The sequence below is a fragment of the Pseudomonas sp. I8001 genome, from assembly GCF_013385345.1.
Classification (GTDB): domain Bacteria; phylum Pseudomonadota; class Gammaproteobacteria; order Pseudomonadales; family Pseudomonadaceae; genus Aquipseudomonas.
This window is the reverse complement of the sequence record NZ_JACAQC010000011.1, coordinates 1-16,230: the sequence shown is the minus strand read 5'-3', so window position 1 is coordinate 16,230 and position 16,230 is coordinate 1. Positions and strand designations below refer to the sequence as shown.

15 protein-coding genes are annotated in these 16,230 nt (G+C 59.8%); 5 read left to right on the top strand and 10 right to left on the bottom strand.

The genetic code is table 11. The features are described 5' to 3' along the window. Positions 1–253 precede the first annotated feature (253 nt). On the top strand, positions 254–1,507 hold the full coding sequence (gene glyA, locus HX839_RS11110) for a serine hydroxymethyltransferase (protein WP_003215829.1): 1,254 nt from the start codon (positions 254–256) through the stop codon (positions 1,505–1,507). A 197-nt stretch (positions 1,508–1,704) separates the two neighbouring features. On the opposite strand, the gene yjiA is transcribed toward glyA, so the two are convergent. The 3 genes from yjiA to HX839_RS11095 all read right to left on the bottom strand — a co-directional run bounded on the left by yjiA (position 1,705) and on the right by HX839_RS11095 (position 5,091). Beyond that, a complete protein-coding gene (gene yjiA, locus HX839_RS11105) occupies positions 1,705–2,664 on the bottom strand; it encodes a GTPase (protein ID WP_003215828.1) in 960 nt (319 codons plus the stop codon). 147 nt (positions 2,665–2,811) lie between these two features. Continuing rightward, on the bottom strand, positions 2,812–3,009 hold the full coding sequence (locus HX839_RS11100; protein WP_003176208.1) for a YbdD/YjiX family protein: 198 nt from the start codon (positions 3,007–3,009) through the stop codon (positions 2,812–2,814). Positions 3,010–3,024: 15 nt separating this feature from the next. Further along, on the bottom strand, positions 3,025–5,091 hold the full coding sequence (locus HX839_RS11095) for a carbon starvation CstA family protein (protein ID WP_003215826.1): 2,067 nt from the start codon (positions 5,089–5,091) through the stop codon (positions 3,025–3,027). A 173-nt stretch (positions 5,092–5,264) separates the two neighbouring features. Here HX839_RS11095 and HX839_RS11090 point away from each other — a divergent pair, with 173 nt between their 5' ends. Continuing rightward, entirely contained in the window at positions 5,265–5,633 is a 369-nt protein-coding gene (locus HX839_RS11090) for a PilZ domain-containing protein (RefSeq protein ID WP_003215824.1), read from the top strand. Between the two features lie 115 nt (positions 5,634–5,748). Here HX839_RS11090 and radA read toward each other — a convergent pair whose 3' ends face one another. The 3 genes from radA to katB all read right to left on the bottom strand — a co-directional run bounded on the left by radA (position 5,749) and on the right by katB (position 9,338). Further along, positions 5,749–7,116, bottom strand: coding sequence for a DNA repair protein RadA (radA, locus tag HX839_RS11085; protein WP_003215821.1), 1,368 nt, complete (start codon positions 7,114–7,116; stop codon positions 5,749–5,751). A gap of 35 nt (positions 7,117–7,151) precedes the next feature. Continuing rightward, positions 7,152–7,691 carry an ankyrin repeat domain-containing protein gene (locus tag HX839_RS11080; RefSeq protein ID WP_023659179.1) on the bottom strand — a complete coding sequence of 180 codons (540 nt, stop codon included), beginning with the start codon at positions 7,689–7,691 and terminating at the stop codon, positions 7,152–7,154. A gap of 105 nt (positions 7,692–7,796) precedes the next feature. Then, positions 7,797–9,338 carry a catalase KatB gene (gene katB, locus HX839_RS11075; RefSeq protein WP_003215817.1) on the bottom strand — a complete coding sequence of 514 codons (1,542 nt, stop codon included), beginning with the start codon at positions 9,336–9,338 and terminating at the stop codon, positions 7,797–7,799. A gap of 286 nt (positions 9,339–9,624) precedes the next feature. On the opposite strand from katB, the gene mscL reads away from it, so the two are divergent. Next, positions 9,625–10,041, top strand: coding sequence for a large-conductance mechanosensitive channel protein MscL (gene mscL, locus HX839_RS11070; protein ID WP_003215816.1), 417 nt, complete (start codon positions 9,625–9,627; stop codon positions 10,039–10,041). A gap of 40 nt (positions 10,042–10,081) precedes the next feature. Here mscL and HX839_RS11065 read toward each other — a convergent pair whose 3' ends face one another. Then, the gene (locus HX839_RS11065; RefSeq protein WP_177021863.1) at positions 10,082–10,858 is read right to left on the bottom strand and encodes a ferredoxin--NADP reductase; all 777 of its coding nucleotides are present in this window, start codon (positions 10,856–10,858) and stop codon (positions 10,082–10,084) included. Between the two features lie 404 nt (positions 10,859–11,262). On the opposite strand from HX839_RS11065, the gene HX839_RS11060 reads away from it, so the two are divergent. Both HX839_RS11060 and HX839_RS11055 read left to right on the top strand, forming a co-directional pair. Continuing rightward, entirely contained in the window at positions 11,263–11,973 is a 711-nt protein-coding gene (locus tag HX839_RS11060; RefSeq protein ID WP_177054418.1) for a LuxR family transcriptional regulator, read from the top strand. 128 nt (positions 11,974–12,101) lie between these two features. After that, positions 12,102–13,226, top strand: coding sequence for a methyltransferase (locus HX839_RS11055; protein ID WP_003215811.1), 1,125 nt, complete (start codon positions 12,102–12,104; stop codon positions 13,224–13,226). 41 nt (positions 13,227–13,267) lie between these two features. On the opposite strand, the gene HX839_RS11050 is transcribed toward HX839_RS11055, so the two are convergent. From HX839_RS11050 to HX839_RS11040, 3 genes are read right to left on the bottom strand one after another with little or no spacing between them, the layout of a single operon-like run. Beyond that, positions 13,268–13,435, bottom strand: coding sequence for a DUF2474 domain-containing protein (locus HX839_RS11050; protein WP_003215809.1), 168 nt, complete (start codon positions 13,433–13,435; stop codon positions 13,268–13,270). Between the two features lie 12 nt (positions 13,436–13,447). Further along, positions 13,448–14,455, bottom strand: coding sequence for a cytochrome d ubiquinol oxidase subunit II (gene cydB / locus HX839_RS11045; protein WP_008432810.1), 1,008 nt, complete (start codon positions 14,453–14,455; stop codon positions 13,448–13,450). Positions 14,456–14,458: 3 nt separating this feature from the next. Continuing rightward, positions 14,459–15,898 (bottom strand): cytochrome ubiquinol oxidase subunit I, encoded by a 1,440-nt coding sequence (locus tag HX839_RS11040; RefSeq protein WP_008432808.1) that lies wholly within the window; start codon positions 15,896–15,898, stop codon positions 14,459–14,461. Between the last annotated feature and the right edge of the window lie 332 nt (positions 15,899–16,230).

Below are 16,230 nucleotides of genomic sequence, written 5' to 3'. Positions count from 1 at the left end.
GCGAGGGGGCTTGTCCCCCGTTGGGCTGCGAAGCGGCCCCAAAACCTGGCACCTCGATCTACCTGAATAAACGCGTGAGCCCTGAATGGGGCTGCTGCGCAGCCCAACGGGGGACAAGCCCCCTCGCCACAAGGGCACCGCTCATCCCTAAGTGAATCCCGCTTGTCCGCGACATGATGTCCTTTCATATGCCATCTAAAACCCATTGGGTTAGAATGCGCTTCTTTTCTGCCCCCGATCCTTGAGGACCGCCATGTTCAGCCGTGATTTGACTATTGCCAAGTACGACGCCGATCTCTTTGCCGCCATGGAGCAAGAAGCTCAGCGCCAGGAAGAGCACATTGAGCTGATCGCTTCGGAAAACTACACCAGCCCCGCCGTGATGGAGGCTCAAGGTTCGGTTCTGACCAACAAGTACGCCGAAGGCTACCCGGGCAAGCGCTACTACGGCGGTTGCGAGTTCGTCGACATCGTTGAGCAACTGGCCATCGACCGCGCCAAGGAACTGTTCGGCGCCGATTACGCCAACGTCCAGCCACACGCCGGCTCCCAAGCCAACAGCGCCGTGTACCTGGCCCTGCTGCAAGCGGGCGACACCATCCTGGGCATGAGCCTGGCCCACGGCGGTCACCTGACCCACGGCGCCAGCGTTTCCTCCTCCGGCAAGCTGTACAACGCCGTTCAGTACGGCATCGACGGCAACGGCCTGATCGACTACGACGAAGTCGAGCGCCTGGCCGTTGAGCACAAGCCAAAAATGATCGTGGCCGGTTTCTCTGCCTACTCGCAGATCCTGGATTTCCCACGCTTCCGCGAAATCGCTGACAAGGTCGGCGCCTACCTGTTCGTCGACATGGCCCACGTGGCCGGTCTGGTCGCCGCTGGCGTCTACCCGAACCCGGTGCCGTTCGCTGACGTCGTGACCACCACCACCCACAAGACCCTGCGCGGTCCACGTGGCGGCCTGATCCTGGCTCGCGCCAACGCCGAGATCGAGAAGAAGCTGAACTCCGCGGTATTCCCGGGCGGCCAGGGTGGCCCGCTGGAGCACGTGATCGCCGCCAAAGCGATCTGCTTCAAGGAAGCCCTGCAGCCTGAGTTCAAGACCTACCAGCAGCAAGTGGTGAAAAACGCCAAGGCCATGGCCGGCGTGTTCATCGAGCGCGGTTTTGACGTGGTGTCCGGCGGTACTGAGAACCACCTGTTCCTGCTGTCGCTGATCAAGCAGGACATCTCCGGTAAAGACGCTGACGCCGCTCTGGGCAAAGCCTTCATCACCGTGAACAAGAACTCGGTACCGAACGACCCACGTTCGCCGTTCGTCACCTCCGGCCTGCGCTTCGGCACCCCGGCTGTGACCACTCGTGGCTTCAAGGAAGCAGAGTGCAAGGAACTGGCTGGCTGGATCTGCGACATCCTGGCTGACCTGAACAACGAAGCAGTGATTGATTCTGTTCGTGAGAAGGTCAAGGCCATCTGCAAGAAGCTGCCGGTATACGGCGCTTGATTGCAGTTGCTTGAATGAAAAGCCCGGCTCTTGAGCCGGGCTTTTTTATGCCTGAAAACGCTGCTTTCTCAATTTGAAATGACATCAAATGTGGGAGCGGGCTTGCTCGCGAAAGCGCTGTGTCAGTTGATGCATGGGCTGACTGATACACCGCTTTCGCGAGCAAGCCCGCTCCCACATTTTGACTGCGTTTCAAGTCAGGATTGGTAAACCCGCGCAAAGCCTTCGCGAATCTTCTCTTCCGGCAACTCGTCAGCAATAAACACAATCACACTTTCCCGCGCTTCGCCTTCGGCCCATTCGGTGTCCCAATCGAACCCGTAGAGCTTCAGCACGCCCTGGAACACCATGCGCCGGTCTTCCCCGGCAATGTTCAGCACGCCTTTGTAGCGCAGCAATTGCTTGCCGTGGTCTTCCAGCAGCTCGTTCATGAACTCGCTGAGTTTGTCGATATCCAGCGGCTGGTCAGTGCGCAGCACCAGGCTGGAAATACGGTCGATGGACGGCGCCTGGCTCACCGGGCGCAGGCTCATGCCGGCGTTGAGGTTGAAGCCGCGCACATCCAGCAGTTCGGCGAGGTCGATCTTGCCGTGTTCCACCACACGAATCGGCGCCCGGCGGTTGATACGGGTCAGGCGCTCGCTGAGGGCGTCGAAGGTGGCATCGTCCACCAGGTCGCGCTTGCTCACCAGCAGGCGGTCGGCAAACCCGATCTGCGCCTGGGCGATGGTCTGGGTCAGGTGGTGCTCGGCGTGGGCCGCGTCCACCAGGGTGATGATGCCGTCGAGGATGTAGCGCTCGCGCAGTTCTTCATCGATGAAAAAGGTCTGGGCCACGGGGGCCGGGTCGGCCAGGCCGGTGCACTCGATCACCAGGCGGTCGAACGCGATCTCGCCGCTGTCCAGGCGCTCCAGCAACAGGTACAGGGCCTTGGTCAGGTCAGTGTGGATGGTGCAGCACACGCAGCCATTGGACAGGGTCATGACTTGCACCGGCTCGCTGCCCAGCAATTGGGTGTCGATACCGGCGTCGCTGAATTCATTTTCGATCACGGCGATTTTCAAGCCGTGCTCGGCCTTGAGCAGGTGACGCAACAAGGTGGTCTTGCCAGCGCCGAGGAAGCCGCTGAGGACGGTGACGGGAATGGGAGAGGACAAAGAATTCTCCTTGAAGAAACACAAAACAAATGTGGGAGCGGGCTTGCTCGCGAAGGCGGCGTGTCAGTCAGCACATGCATCACTGAAAGACCGCCTTCGCGAGCAAGCCCGCTCCCACAAGGGATCACCGCAGCCCGAACTACCGGGCTAGCAGCACTTGGGCCCACCCTTGCCGCCGTAACGGGCTTCCTGGCGTTCCCGGAAGAACGCCTTGTAGTCCATCATCGGTTTGTCCGGGTGTTTGGTTTGCATATGCTCGACGTAGGTGTCGTAGTCGGGCATGCCGACCATCAGGCGCGCGGCCTGACCGAGGTATTTACCGAGGCGACTGATGTCATTGAACATGATTGCAATCCTCTATCAAGCGTCCGGGATGGCCTGGTATGGCGCTTCTTTATCCGTACGTTCCTTTTTGCCCCAGGCAGCAATGCCGACCTTGAGCGCATAGAACAGGATGCTGAAGACCACGAACAGGAACAGCGCCGTCAGCGTTGCGTTGGTGTAGGCGTTCCAGATCACGTGTTGCATCTGGTCGATGCTCTTGGCCGGTGCGAGGATCTGGCCGCCGGCCAGGGCATCGCTGTATTTCTTGGCCAGCGACAGGAAGCCGATCGCCGGGTTGGCGTCGAACAGCTTGATGAAGCCTGCGGTCACGGTGCAGATCAGCAGCCATACGGCTGGCAGCATGGTCACCCAGATGTAGCGCTGGCGTTTCATTTTGATCAGCACAACCGTGGCGAGCATCAGCGCGATACCGGCCAGCATCTGGTTGGAGATACCGAACAGCGGCCACAAGGTGTTGATGCCGCCCAGTGGGTCGATCACGCCCTGGTACAGCAGGTAACCCCACATCGCCACGCAACCTGCGGTAGCGATCAGGTTGGCCGTCCAGGACTCGGTACGCTTGAGCGCCGGCACGAAGGAGCCGAGCAAATCCTGCAGCATGAAGCGACCGGCACGGGTACCGGCGTCGACCGCAGTCAGGATGAACAGCGCTTCGAACAGGATCGCAAAGTGGTACCAGAACGCCATGGTGTTTTCACCCGGCAGGACGCTGTGCAGGATCTGCGCGATACCCACCGCCAGGGTCGGCGCACCACCGGCACGGGCCAGGATGGTGGACTCACCAATGTCATGGGCCACCGCCTGCAACGCTTCCGGGGTAATTGCAAAACCCCAGCTGCTGACGGTTTGCGCCACAGCCACCACGTCACCGCCGACAATCGCGGCCGGGCTGTTCATGGCGAAGTACACCCCTGGCTCGATCACCGAAGCGGCAACCATCGCCATGATGGCCACGAACGACTCCATCAACATGCCGCCGTAGCCGATGTAACGGGCGTGCCCTTCACTGGCCAGCAACTTGGGCGTGGTGCCCGAGGAGATCAGTGCGTGGAAACCCGAGACCGCGCCACAGGCGATGGTGATGAACAGGAACGGGAACAGGCCGCCCTTCCACACCGGGCCGGTGCCATCGATGAACTGGGTCAGCGCCGGCATTTTCAGGTCGGGCATGGTCACCAGGATGCCAATCGCCAGGGCGATGATGGTGCCGATTTTCAGGAACGTAGACAGGTAGTCCCGTGGTGCGAGGATCAGCCACACTGGCAACACGGCAGCCACGAAGCCATAACCCACCAGCATCCAGGTGATCTGGATGCCGGTGAAGCTGAAGGCCTTGGCCCAGACCGGGTCAGCGGCAATCTGCCCGCCCAGCCAGATCGAACCCAGCAGCAACAGCACGCCGACAATCGAGATTTCACCGATGCGGCCCGGGCGGATGTAGCGCATGTAAATGCCCATGAACATCGCGATCGGAATGGTTGCCATCACCGTGAAGATGCCCCACGGGCTTTCGGCCAGGGCCTTGACCACGATCAGCGCCAGCACCGCGAGGATGATGATCATGATCAGGAAGCAGCCGAACAGCGCGATGGTCCCGGGCACACGGCCCATTTCTTCGCGGACCATGTCCCCCAGGGAACGGCCGTTGCGACGAGTGGACAGGAACAGGACCATGAAGTCCTGCACCGCCCCCGCCAGCACCACGCCGGCGATCAGCCACAACGTGCCGGGCAGGTAGCCCATCTGCGCCGCCAGTACCGGGCCGACCAAAGGCCCTGCGCCGGCGATTGCCGCGAAGTGGTGACCAAAAAGGATGTGTTTGTTGGTCGGCACATAGTCCAGACCGTCGTTGTTCAGCACAGCGGGGGTAGCCCGCAGTGGATCGAGCTGCATCACATGGTTAGCGATGAACAGACTGTAGTAACGGTAAGCAACCAGATAAATGGCCACTGCTGCGACCACGATCCACAAGGCGTTGATCGCCTCGCCGCGGCGCAAGGCCACTACGCCCAGGGCGCACGCTCCTACGATTGCCAGCAGCAGCCAGGGTAGATGGCGTAGCAGGCTATTATTATTTTTCATTTTTATATTCCAGCCAGGGTGGACAGAAAGACAGCCATCCCGAGTTTAGCGCTACTGGCCTTAAAGGCCACCCCCCTACGTTGGTCTAGAGCCTTGCCGGAGCGAAAAAAGCAGAAAAAACCGTCCCATGATGGCGCACGGCTACAATTCCTTTATCCACAGAGGGTTTCACCATGAGCGAACAGCCTTCAGACCGACGCCGTTTCCGACGCATTGCCTTCGACGCCAGGACCGAGCTCACGCAAGACGGCCATGTCTGGTCGGTGCAATTGGTAGATTTGTCGCTCAAGGGCTTGCTGGTGCAACGGCCGCAAGAATGGCACGGCCATCGCTACGAATCGTTCGATGTGGACATTCATCTCGACGCCGAGACCGACGTGAAGATGCAGGTGCGGCTAACCCACGACGATCATGGGCAGCTCGGCTTTGTGTGCGAACACATCGACCTCGACTCCATCAGCCACCTGCGGCGGATAATCGAGCTGAACCTCGGTGATCAGGCAGAGCTGGAGCGGGAATTCGCCGCCTTGCTGGAGACCTGAACATGTGGGAGCTGGCTTGCCTGCGATGGCGGTGTGTCAGTTTGCATATCAATCAGCTGATACACCGCCATCGCGGGCAAGCCCGGCTCCTACAGGGGTGATGGGTGGCTGGCGACTATTCGAACAGGGCATCCAGCGCCTGCTCCAGGCGCGTCACCCCGATCACTTGCAGCCCCGGTGGCATTTCTTTCGGCGCATTGCCCTTGGGCACGATGGCGCGCTTGAAGCCGTGCTTGGCCGCTTCCTTCAAACGCTCCTGGCCACTGGGCACCGGGCGCACTTCACCCGACAGGCCCACTTCGCCAAACACCAGCAAATCATGGGGCAACGGCCGGTTGCGCAGGCTGGACATCACCGCCGCCATCAACGCCAGGTCAGACGCGGTTTCCAGCACCTTGACCCCGCCCACCACGTTGAGGAATACATCCTGGTCATGGGTGGGAATGCCGCCGTGGCGGTGCAATACCGCCAGCAACATCGCCAGCCGGTTCTGGTCCAGGCCCAGGGTGACACGACGCGGGTTGGCCAAGTGGCTGTCGTCCACCAGCGCCTGGACTTCCACCAGCATCGGCCGGGTGCCTTCCCACGTTGCCATCACCACACTGCCTGGGACTTCTTCCTGGGCGCGGGTAAGAAAAATCGCTGACGGGTTGGAGACCTCTTTCAAGCCCCGGTCAGTCATGGCGAACACACCCAGCTCGTTGACTGCGCCAAAACGGTTCTTCACCGCCCGCAACAAACGCAACCGCCCATCGGACTCGCCTTCGAAATACAGCACGGTGTCGACCATGTGTTCCAGCACTCGTGGGCCGGCCAGCGCGCCTTCTTTCGTCACGTGGCCCACCAGGAAAATCGCCGTACCGCTCTGTTTCGCATAGCGCACCAGCAGCGCGGCACTTTCCCGCACCTGGGACACGCCACCCGGTGCCGATTGCAGTTGTTCGGTGAAAATCGTCTGGATCGAATCGATCACCATCACCTTGGGCTTTTCCAGGCGCGCGGTGGCGATGATGCTTTCGATGCAGGTTTCGGTCATCACCCGCAGTTGGTCCTGAGGCAAGCCCAGGCGGCGCGCACGCATGGCCACCTGCTGCTGGGATTCTTCGCCGGTGACATACAGCGCCGGCATGCGGCTGGCGATGCTGCACAGGGTTTGCAGCAGGATCGTGGACTTACCGATGCCCGGGTCACCGCCGATCAGCACCACCGAGCCATCCACCAGGCCGCCGCCCAGCACCCGGTCCAGTTCACCGGAAGCGGTGGAGAAACGCGGGATTTCTTCGACGCTGACTTCGGCCAGGGTCTTGATCTGGGTTTGTTGCCCGGTCCAGCCGGAACGGCCACTGGGGGCCACGGCGCCGCCACTCTCGATCATGGTTTCGGTCAGGGTGTTCCACGCACCGCATTCCGTGCACTGGCCGGCCCACTTGGGAAAGGTCGCGCCGCACTCCGTGCAGCCATACATGCGCTTGGCCTTTGCCATTTGAGAACCTCCAACCGAAAAACCGCGATGATAGCTCAGCGCGGCGCCGGGGTACGGATTTCACCGCTGGCCAAACGTGAAGCGCTGTTACCGATCGGGTCTTCGGCATTCAGATCGGCGCCCTTGGCTTTCAGTTCATCCAGCAGTTCCACGCGTTTGAACAGCCCGGCATACATGGCCGCCGTTTGTCCGGCGCCGTTGCGCTGGTCGGGGTTGCAGTCGGTGGCGAGCAGGCGCTGGGCGATTTTCAGCTCACCCTTGAAGATCGCGCCCATCAACGCGGTGTTGCCGCGTTTGTCCTGCACGCAGGCATCGGCGCCGGCGGCGAGCAATCGGTCCACGTAGGCACTTTCACCGTGATAGGCGGCGAGAATCAGCGCCGTGTAGCCTTTTTCATCCTGGGTGTTCAGCGAATAGCCGGATTCGATGAAGGTGTTGAGCATGTCCACGTCGCCACGGCGGGCGGCGTCGAAGTAGTAATCCTGCAGTTGTGCCTTAAGCGCGGCCGGGTCAGCTTGTTCGGCCAATACGCTGAACGACAAACACGCAAGGACAGCGCCTATAAAGATTCGCATGGCAAATTCTCAGTGATGTGCCACCTGTAGGAGCCGGCTTGCCGGCGATGGCGTACTTGTGGGCGTTATCGCCGGCAAGCCGGCTCCTACAGGGAGCGTGGGCGGTTAGTCGGTCAGCTTTTCGGCCAATGCCTTGACGCGGGCCAGGTCGCCCTTGGCCACTTTGGTCACGCCTGTGCCGTACTCCGGATCCGCCTTGTAGAGGAACGACAGGATGATGTGCTTGCTCTCGTCATCGGTGGTGGCCAGGGAGCCGCCGAAGTTGTCGATCAAGTCCTGACGCTCTTTCTTGTTGAACGAGCGGTACAGGTCGCCGGCTTGCTTGAAGTTCTGCTCACGCTGGATCTTCGCTTGCTGCGTACTGCCCGACAGGGCCGACTGGCTGTACCGCGCGGTTTGCGGCTCTTCCCGTGGCAGCAGGCGGCTTGGCTGGTAGTTCACGCCAGTGGTGGTCTTGCCGAAATTCATCGCGCCGTCCTGGTTACCGTTGTTGACGGTCACCCGGGGTGCGTTGATCGGCAGTTGCAGGGCGTTTGGCCCCAGGCGGTACATTTGCGTATCGGCATAGGAGAACACCCGGCCCTGCAGCAGGCGGTCTTCCGACGGCTCGATGCCCGGCACCAGGTTGGCCGGCGCCATGGCGACTTGCTCGGTTTCCTGGAAGACGTTGGCCGGGTTGCGGTTCAGCACCATCTGCCCGACTTTGCGCTCTGGCACGTCCGGCCAGATCTTGGTGGCATCCAACGGGTCGAAATCAAACTTGGCCAGGTCTTCCGGTTTCAGCACTTGCACATACAGGTCCCACTTGGGGAAGTCTCCCTTATTGATGTGCGTGACCAAATCATTGGTCATATGGCTGTAGTCACGGCCCTGTACTTCAGTCACTTGTTTAGGATCGAGGTTCTTGATGCCTTGCAGGCTCTTCCAGTGGAACTTGACGTAGTGCACTTCGCCCTTGGCGTTAATCAACTTGTAGGCATGTACACCGTTACCGTCCATTTCCCGGTAACTGGCTGGAGTACCGGAGTCCGAGTACAACTCGGTCAACGTACGAGTGGACTCCGGAACATGGGAGAAGAAGTCAAAGCGACGGGAATCATCGTCCAGGTTAGTGCGCGGATCTGGTTTAAAGGCGTGAACCATGTCCGGAAACTTGATCGCATCGCGAATAAAGAACGTCGGGAAGTTATTACCGACCAGGTCCCAATTACCTTCGGCGGTGTAGAACTTGGTGGCGAAGCCGCGCGGGTCACGCAGGGTTTCCGGCGAATGGTTGCCGTGAACGACCGCAGAGAAGCGCACAAATACCGGCGTGGCTTCACCGGCGGCAAACACCTTGGCCTTGGTCAGGTCGCTGAGGTTATCGGTGACGGTGAAAGTACCGTGAGCGCCGGTGCCACGGGCGTGCACAACGCGCTCCGGAATACGCTCGCGATCAAAGCGCTGCAACTTCTGGATCAGTTGCACGTCTTGCAACAGGACCGGGCCATTCGCACCGGCGGTTTGCGAGTTCTGATTGTCACCGACCGCCGCGCCATTATCGCGCGTGAGGTTGGCGGCGTGTACGGACAGCGAAAGAAGACTGGCGCTCACTGCAAACAGCACCTGTCGCGCAGAAATAGGCCCGCGGCTAATAGGGTTTTTCATCGAGGTATCCTCTGGTTTTTTTAGTGCACATTGAGTTGTGCTTGCCAGAGGCTAGTGACCCGCGAGTCAGAAGATAAATAGAAAAGCCGTACCACCCCGATAAAGAAAATAGTGTGGTAACCCACTGAAATAGCGGGTATTCCGCGCGCGATTGGTGGCACTTTGCAAACTATTTGCGATTTAATGTGTCGATAAAAACGGACACTGTTAGCAGTTGTGTCGAGCAAGCCTCGCCACACTGTCTTACACTGGCTTCTACCTCCTCATCTGTAACAAGGAATAACCTATGGGCGTGTTAAGTGAGTTCAAGGCCTTCGCGGTCAAAGGTAATGTGGTCGACATGGCGGTCGGTATTATCATCGGCGCCGCCTTCGGCAAAATTGTTTCATCCTTTGTAGGCGACGTGGTGATGCCACCTATCGGCCTGTTGATCGGGGGTGTCGACTTCGGCGACCTGGCCGTAACGCTTAAAGCCGCCCAGGGCGATGCGCCGGCCGTCGTACTGGCGTACGGCAAATTCATCCAGAGTGTGATCGACTTTGTGATCGTTGCGTTTGCGATCTTCATGGGCGTGAAGGCCATCAACCGCCTGAAGCGTGAAGAGGCCGTGGCACCTAGCCTGCCGCCGGTCCCGACCAAGGAAGAAGTGCTGCTGGGGGAGATCCGCGATCTGCTCAAGGCACAGAACAGCAAGCCCGAGTAAGCTCGGCAAAAAGTAAAGGCGCCTGCAGGGCGCCTTTGTTTTACCAGTAGTTTTCTACCGCGACCTGCCCCGGACGGCGGGTCAGGCTCAGTTGCATGTCGCGCTGTTTCAGCAACTGACGCGTGTCGTCGATCATCTGCGGGTTACCGCAAATCATCACCCTGGAATGCTCGGGGGTCAGCTCGATGCCTGCGGCGCGCTCCAATTCGCCGTTCTCGATCAGGGTGGTAATCCGCCCATTCAGCGCGCCCGGATGTTGCTCGCGGGTGACAATGGGAATGTAGGTGAGCTTGTGGGCGTATTCTGCCAGGTACTCACGTTCGCCCAGTTCATGGATCAACGACTGGTAAGCCAGCTCCCTTGCTTCGCGGGCACTATAGACGAGGATAATCCGCTCGAATTTCTCCCACACTTCGAAGTCCTGCAGAATCGAGAGAAACGGCGCAATACCGGTCCCGGTGCCCAACAGCCACAGATCACGACCATCCACAAACCGGTCCAGGGTCAGAAAGCCCGTGGCCTGGCGTTCCACCAGCAGGGTATCGCCCTCGCGCAGGCGGCTCAGCTCACTGGTGAACTCGCCACCCGGCACGACGATAGAGAAGAAATCCAGGTGCTCGTCAAAGGGCGAGGACACCACCGAATAAGCACGCCACACAATGCTGCCATCGGCCTTGGTCACCCCCAGGCGCACGAATTGCCCGGCGCAAAAGCGAAAGCCCGGGTCTCGGGTAGTGCGCAGGGTAAACAGGCTGGGAGTCAGCGATTTCACGTCGAGCAGGGTCTGGCGGGTGTATTTTTCAGCACTGGCCGTCATGGGAAACTCCATTTGCAGAGGCCCCTAGTGTCCCCCAAAGCGCCGCCTGGAAACACCGATGGTTTGTGCTGGAATTGCCGCTGCCCATTGTGGCAACCGCTGGGCGGTACTAAATATTTGGCTATTAGTCGCCTTCCAACAAGCCATTAGATGAGGGATTGTAACTAAATATTAACAAGGCGCATTTAGAGCAAGTTCTTAAAACTAATAGAAAAAAATCTTATCGAACGCCTGAAACCTGTACACCGCAGCCAGGTTGTACAAATGTTATTGGCCTAACGCCCGCTTGAACATAACTAAATTTTCATTTCGAGCTGTAGCCGTTGTCCTACACTATTTTTCACGCTGTAAACGGGGGCCTTGGAAGTACCCCATGTAAGAACCGTTCACATGGAGAGTTACCGATGGTCAACTGGCACAACACTCGCCTGCCCAAACTCGAAGGGGAAAGCGAAATAACCAGTATGTACGAAGCTGCCCTCAACCTTACCTACGAGCTTGGCTTCCAATACTGCGCATTCACCCTTAGTTCTCATCTACCCAACAACCAAACGAAAACCGTCAACCTCAACAACTATTCCAATGAATGGAATACGCTGTACAGACAAGAGCACTACTTTGATCTCGACCCTGTGGTTGCGCATTGCAAACGCTCGGTTCTACCGATCGTATGGGACGAGAAAACCTTTTCTTCGGTACCGGACTTATGGGCCCATGCCCAGTCCAACGGACTGAATTTCGGATGGACCCAATCGGTTCATGACTTCCAGGGTGTTTTCAGCATGTTGAGCCTGGGGCGTGCCACCGGCCCAGTGGGCCCTGAAGAACTCTATGAAAAAGCCGGGCAAGTGCTCTGGATTTGCCACGCCATGCACGCGGTGGTGGCCAAAAAATACGCAGACAATCCCAGCCCGCAAGCGCCCAGCAAATTGACCCCGCGGGAAACCGAAATCCTGCAATGGTCGGCCTTGGGCAAGACCGCCTCGGACATCGCCACCATCCTGTGCCTGTCCGAACGCACGGTCGGCTTCCATATCAGCAGTGCGATGAAGAAACTGGGGGTCAGTAACAAGATTGCCGCAGTGATCACGGCAGTCAAATGCGGGTTGTTTTAAACACCGCATGTAATCCAGGGGAAAAAAACGTAACATTTGCGGCCAGTTCCGGGTGATGACGCGAGCCCCTGATGCGCCTCGCGTCGCCGCTCACCCCGATGGTTCGCTTACCCAGAGTCTCCCCCGCCATGCCCCTGCTCGACAGCCCCTTCGCCCAACTCGACCTGATCCGTCAGCCAGAACAGCACAACGACCCGCTGCAAGCGTTTGATGCAGCCGATGAGTATTTGCTCAGCTACCTGGCGGAACAACAGCTGACGACGGCGACCCGCGTACTCGTGCTCAACGACAGTTTCGGCGCGCTGGCGGCCAGCCTCGAAGGGCATGTGCAGGTCACCTCCAGTGGTGACTCGTTCCTCGGCGCCCTGGGCCTGGAGAAAAACCTGGCGCGCAACGGCAAGGCTTTCGACGCGGTAACGTTCCTGCCCGCCAGCCAGACACCTGCCGGGCCGTTCGACCGCGTACTGATCCGCGTGCCGAAAACCCTGGCCCTGCTCGAAGAACAATTGATTCGCCTGCAAGGTCAACTGGCACCCGGCGCCGAAGTGATTGCCGGGGCGATGGTCAAGCACCTGCCACGGGCTGCCGGCGAACTGCTGGAGCGCTACATCGGCCCGATGCACGCCTCACTGGCGGTAAAAAAGGCCCGACTGCTGATCGCCACCCTGGCCGATCGGCCACACGCCGTATCGCCCTACCCTACGCGCTACAGCCTGGAAACCCCGGCCATCGAACTGCTCAACCACGCCAACGTGTTCTGCCGCGAAGGCCTGGACATCGGCACCCGGGCCTTCCTGCCGCACCTGCCACAAAACCTGGGCGGCGCCCGCGTAGCCGACCTGGGTTGCGGTAATGGCGTCCTGGCGATTGCCAGCGCGCTGCAAAACCCCGAGGCGCAGTACACGCTGGTCGACGAGTCTTATATGGCGGTGCAATCGGCGGCCGAGAACTGGCGCGCGGCGCTGGGCGAACGTGACGTGCTGATTCGCCCCGGCGACGGCCTGGCCGATCAGGAAGCGCAGTCACTGGATGTGGTGCTGTGCAACCCGCCGTTCCACCAGCAGCAAGTGGTGGGAGACTTCCTCGCCTGGCGCATGTTCCAGCAAGCGCGGGAAGCGTTGGTGGTGGGCGGCGCCCTGTACATCGTCGGCAACCGTCACTTGGGTTATCACACCAAGTTGGCGCGGTTGTTCCGTGGCGTCGAGCAAGTGGCGACCACGCCGAAGTTCGTGGTCCTCAAGGCGCGCAAATAAAAAAGCCCTCCATAAAGGAGGGCAATAGTTACAACGGGATGTCAGTGGGTGGTCAGGCCCGCGGCATTCATGAACATGCGCATCAGGCTGGCCACCACGAACAGGGCCAGGACGCTGCCGGTCCAGATCATCGCCAGCCAGCCCAGGCGCTGCCAGAGCGGCTTTTTCTCGGCCTGTTCGATGTCGTGCAACGAAGGTTTGCCGGACATGAGTCAATCCTCCTAGTGATAACCGTCTTCGTGGGTGACCTTGCCGCGGAACACGTAGTAGCTCCAGAAGGTGTAGCCCAGGATGAACGGAATGATGAACAAGGTGCCCACCAGCATGAAGCCCTGGCTTTGCGGCGGTGCGGCGGCGTCCCAGATCGAGACTGACGGCGGGATGATGTTCGGCCACAGGCTGATCCCCAAGCCACTGTAGCCAAGGAAGATCAGCACCAGTGTCAGCAGGAACGGCGTGTAGTGCGCATTGCGGGCCACGGCGCGAATCAGGCCGTACATGGTCACCAACACCAGGATCGGCACCGGCAGGAACCAGAACAGGTTCGGCAGGGTGAACCAGCGCGAGGCGATTTCCGGGTGGGCCAGCGGCGTCCAGAGGCTGACGATACCGATCACCGCCAGCACCACGAAGGCCAGGGGCCGAGCCAGGTTGTGCATCTTCTCCTGCAAGCTGCCTTCGGTCTTCATGATCAGCCAGGTGCAGCCCAGCAGCGCATACGCCACGATCAAGGCCACGCCGCAGAACATCGTGAACGGCGTCAGCCAGTCCAGGGAGCCACCGGCAAACTGCCGGTCGACCACCGGGATGCCATCAATGAACGCCCCCAGCGCCACGCCCTGGAAGAACGTCGCTGCCAGCGAGCCGCCGATGAAGGCCTTGTCCCACAGGTGACGCTTGTCGTCCTTGGCCTTGAAGCGGAACTCAAACGCCACGCCGCGAAAGATCAGCCCGATCAGCATCAGCATCAGTGGCAGGTACAGCGCCGAGAGCACCACCGAATAGGCCAGCGGGAACGCGCCAAACAACGCCGCGCCGCCGAGTACCAGCCAGGTTTCGTTGCCGTCCCACACGGGGGCGACGGTGTTCATCATCACGTCACGGTCGGTCTTGCCCGGGATGAACGGGAAGAGAATGCCGATCCCCAGGTCGAAGCCATCCATGACCACGTACATCATAATGCCGAAGATGATGATCACGGCCCAGATCAGCGGAAGATCAATACCCATGGCTCAGTTCCCCTTGTTCAAGGTGTCGCCGTGATCGGCATCGGCACTGTCATCAGCCGCCGACAACGGACGGGCCGGTGTGCGTTTCTGCCCAGGACCACCGTGAGTAGGCTCGGTGCTTTCGTGGGTCACAGGCCCTTTGCGCACCAGGCGCATCATGTAGCCCAGGCCCGCGCCGAACAGCGCGAAGTACACCACCACAAACAACACCAACGTAATGCTCATCTGCGCAAAACTGTGGTTGGACGAAGCGTCTGCCGTGCGCATCAGCCCGTAGACCACCCACGGCTGACGGCCGATCTCGGTGGTGAACCAGCCAGCGAGAATCGCGATCAGGCCGGACGGGCCCATCCACAGCGCCAGGTACAGGAACGGCTTGGATGTGTACATTTTGTCGCCACGGCGCAGCCAGAGGCTGAACAGGCCGGTGAAGATCATCAGGAAGCCCAGGCCCACCATGACCCGGAACGACCAGAACACGATGGTCGAGTTGGGACGGTCCTCAGGCGGAAACTCCTTGAGGGCCGGCACCTGCTTGTCCAGGGAGTGGGTCAGGATCAGGCTGCCCAGGTACGGAATTTCTACTGCGAACTTGGTTTTTTCAGCCTTCATGTCCGGCCAGCCGAACAGGATCAGCGGCGTGGGCTCGTTGCCGATATTTTCCCAGTGGCCTTCAATCGCGGCGATCTTCGCCGGCTGATGCTTGAGGGTATTCAGGCCGTGGAAGTCACCGATGACCGCCTGGATCGGTGCAACGATCAGCGCCATCCACATTGCCATCGACAGCATGGTGCGGATCGCCGGGTTGTCCTTGCCGCGCAGCAAGTGCCAGGCCGCCGAGGAGCCGACGAAGAACGCGGTAGCGACGAACGCGGCCGTGGCCATGTGCATCAGGCGGTAGGGGAACGACGGGTTGAAGATCACGGCCAGCCAGTCGGTTGGAATCACCCGGCCATCAATGATTTCAAAGCCCTGTGGCGTCTGCATCCAGCTGTTGGAGGCAAGAATCCAGAAAGTCGAGATCAGCGTGCCGACGGCCACCATCACCGTGGCAAAGAAGTGCAGCTTGCGCCCGACCTTGTTCCAGCCGAACAGCATGACCCCAAGGAAGCCGGCTTCGAGGAAGAACGCCGTGAGCACCTCATAAGTCAGCAACGGCCCGGTGACGGCACCGGCGAAGTCCGAGAAGCGGCTCCAGTTGGTGCCGAACTGATAGGCCATGACCAGACCGGAGACCACGCCCATGCCGAAGTTGACGGCAAAGATCTTCGACCAGAAATGGTAGAGGTCACGGTAGGTGTCGTTGTGGGTCTTGAGCCACAGGCCTTCCAGCACCGCAAGGTAACTGGCCAGGCCGATGGTGATGGCCGGGAACAGGATATGGAATGAGATGGTGAACGCGAATTGAATTCGGGCGAGATCTAGCGCCTCCAAACCGAACATAAGTCTTCCTCTGTCAGGTAATACCGAATGCTGGCTGGAGGCCTGCACCCACTGCCCCCACGGATATGGAGTGTGGCGAATTCAAATTCGTTTCTTTTTATAACCAACCACGCAGGGATTCTGGCCTTGCGGCCGCCAGAGCAATCCCGGCGAAGGTTTTGATCTGGGTCAAGCATTGCTGAAAGAGTAGTCCCATTTTCGCGAGAGCAAGGCGTGGTCTTTTGCCGCGTGACAGGTTGCCTCAGTGGTCACTGGGTGTTGTCTTTGGTGAGATTGGGCGTGTTTTGGGTGTATATCCGTTATTTGGGTGATGGCTGGTATTGGTTCCGCTC

Excerpts from the sequence above, each read along its gene's own strand:
- mscL (WP_003215816.1), top strand. The coding sequence starts at position 9,625 with ATGGGCGTGTTAAGTGAGTTCAAGGCCTTCGCGGTCAAAGGTAATGTG.
- HX839_RS11100 (WP_003176208.1), bottom strand. The coding sequence starts at position 3,009 with ATGTTCAATGACATCAGTCGCCTCGGTAAATACCTCGGTCAGGCCGCG.
- HX839_RS11065 (WP_177021863.1), bottom strand. The coding sequence starts at position 10,858 with ATGACGGCCAGTGCTGAAAAATACACCCGCCAGACCCTGCTCGACGTG.
- HX839_RS11060 (WP_177054418.1), top strand. The coding sequence starts at position 11,263 with ATGGTCAACTGGCACAACACTCGCCTGCCCAAACTCGAAGGGGAAAGC.
- HX839_RS11040 (WP_008432808.1), bottom strand. The coding sequence starts at position 15,898 with ATGTTCGGTTTGGAGGCGCTAGATCTCGCCCGAATTCAATTCGCGTTC.
- cydB (WP_008432810.1), bottom strand. The coding sequence starts at position 14,455 with ATGGGTATTGATCTTCCGCTGATCTGGGCCGTGATCATCATCTTCGGC.
- katB (WP_003215817.1), bottom strand. The coding sequence starts at position 9,338 with ATGAAAAACCCTATTAGCCGCGGGCCTATTTCTGCGCGACAGGTGCTG.
- HX839_RS11090 (WP_003215824.1), top strand. The coding sequence starts at position 5,265 with ATGAGCGAACAGCCTTCAGACCGACGCCGTTTCCGACGCATTGCCTTC.
- HX839_RS11080 (WP_023659179.1), bottom strand. The coding sequence starts at position 7,691 with ATGCGAATCTTTATAGGCGCTGTCCTTGCGTGTTTGTCGTTCAGCGTA.
- HX839_RS11055 (WP_003215811.1), top strand. The coding sequence starts at position 12,102 with ATGCCCCTGCTCGACAGCCCCTTCGCCCAACTCGACCTGATCCGTCAG.
- radA (WP_003215821.1), bottom strand. The coding sequence starts at position 7,116 with ATGGCAAAGGCCAAGCGCATGTATGGCTGCACGGAGTGCGGCGCGACC.
- HX839_RS11050 (WP_003215809.1), bottom strand. The coding sequence starts at position 13,435 with ATGTCCGGCAAACCTTCGTTGCACGACATCGAACAGGCCGAGAAAAAG.
- glyA (WP_003215829.1), top strand. The coding sequence starts at position 254 with ATGTTCAGCCGTGATTTGACTATTGCCAAGTACGACGCCGATCTCTTT.
- HX839_RS11095 (WP_003215826.1), bottom strand. The coding sequence starts at position 5,091 with ATGAAAAATAATAATAGCCTGCTACGCCATCTACCCTGGCTGCTGCTG.